This window comes from Pseudomonas sp. HMWF006 (genome assembly GCF_003061205.1).
GTDB classification, from domain to species: Bacteria; Pseudomonadota; Gammaproteobacteria; order Pseudomonadales; family Pseudomonadaceae; genus Aquipseudomonas; species Aquipseudomonas monsensis.
The window spans coordinates 1-1,036 of record NZ_QAIU01000147.1 but is presented as its reverse complement, the minus strand read 5'-3'; the positions used below and the strand labels follow the sequence as shown (position 1 = coordinate 1,036).

The window sequence follows — 1,036 nt, the reverse complement described above, 5'->3', positions numbered from 1 at the left end:
CCCCTGGCTCAGGGCATCCAGCGCAGCCGTAATCTCATCGAGCAATTGCTGGCTCTGGCGGCTGCGCAATCAGTTTCGCCGTGCACCGAGACGCCGGTTTCGGTGCACGGCGTGTTTCGCCGTGTGCTTGAAGACCTGCTGCCGCTGGCAGAGGAAAAGGACATCGATATCGGCGTGGAAAGTGTCGAGGATGCGCAGGTGGTCATCAATGAGCTGGACCTGTTCATCCTGATCAAGAACTTGGTGGACAACGCCATTCGCTACACCCCGGCGGGCGGGCGGGTCGATTTGAGTGTCGAGTCGGCGGAGCAGGGCGTGCTGATCGAAATCAAGGATTCGGGACCGGGCATCAACCCTGAAGAACAGGCACTAGTGTTCGACCCGTTTTACCGTAGTTTGGGCTCCGGTGAGTCTGGCTCAGGGTTGGGCTTGTCTATTGTGAGCGCGATAGCTAATCGTAATGATGCAAGCGTCACGCTCAAATTTTTAGATGAGACAAATCAGAAAGGATTGCGCGTCTCGGTTCTATTTAATTGTGCTAAATCGCTGGCAGACTGAGTTTTTTAGTGGATTTTTCGATTCTGCTGCGGACCGCGCTCGGGGAATCACCTACAGCTTTAACCACGGATTTAAGCTCGCTCGCAGTGACACCAAATTTTTTGGCCCAATACTTATACTCGAACATGTCATTAGCGTTGATTCCGATCTCGTCAACACTACCCACTAGGTTTCGCTGCTGCATAGGTACGTCCTTGGCTTGTTAGTCCTAGACTCCAAAATAGCTGAACGGCAGTAAAAATCGAGGTTTTTGGAAAACGTTCGCAAACATCCTCTCGAGTTCTTTACATTTTCAAAAACCATTCGCGCTCGTCTGTTTCTGGCCGAAAACAGTCTGTCGTGACCGGCAGAGATCGGCCCAGAGTGTGTAAAAACACTTTCGTATCTGGGATGCCTAAGCCCAGCGCTCTCGGGCGAGGCGGTTTCGGCTGGAATGACAAAACGTCAACCACGCGCAGCGGATCGGTGCCGCTTGAAC

Annotated in this window: 3 protein-coding genes; 1 reads left to right on the top strand and 2 read right to left on the bottom strand. The window is 52.8% G+C overall.

Annotated features, from left to right (window positions below; all coding sequences use genetic code 11):
- On the top strand, positions 1 to 558 hold a 558-nt coding region (locus DBR24_RS05775), incomplete at its 5' end, for a cell wall metabolism sensor histidine kinase WalK (RefSeq protein ID WP_128614169.1).
- Here the strand turns inward: DBR24_RS05775 and DBR24_RS05770 are convergent.
- On the bottom strand, positions 539 to 742 hold the full coding sequence (locus tag DBR24_RS05770; RefSeq protein WP_128614168.1) for a DUF3606 domain-containing protein: 204 nt from the start codon (positions 740 to 742) through the stop codon (positions 539 to 541). The genes DBR24_RS05775 and DBR24_RS05770 overlap by 20 nt on opposite strands.
- Before the next feature lie 100 nt (positions 743 to 842).
- Positions 843 to 1,036 (bottom strand): hypothetical protein (locus DBR24_RS31240; protein ID WP_218278123.1); only part of this gene is annotated, 194 nt, incomplete at its 5' end.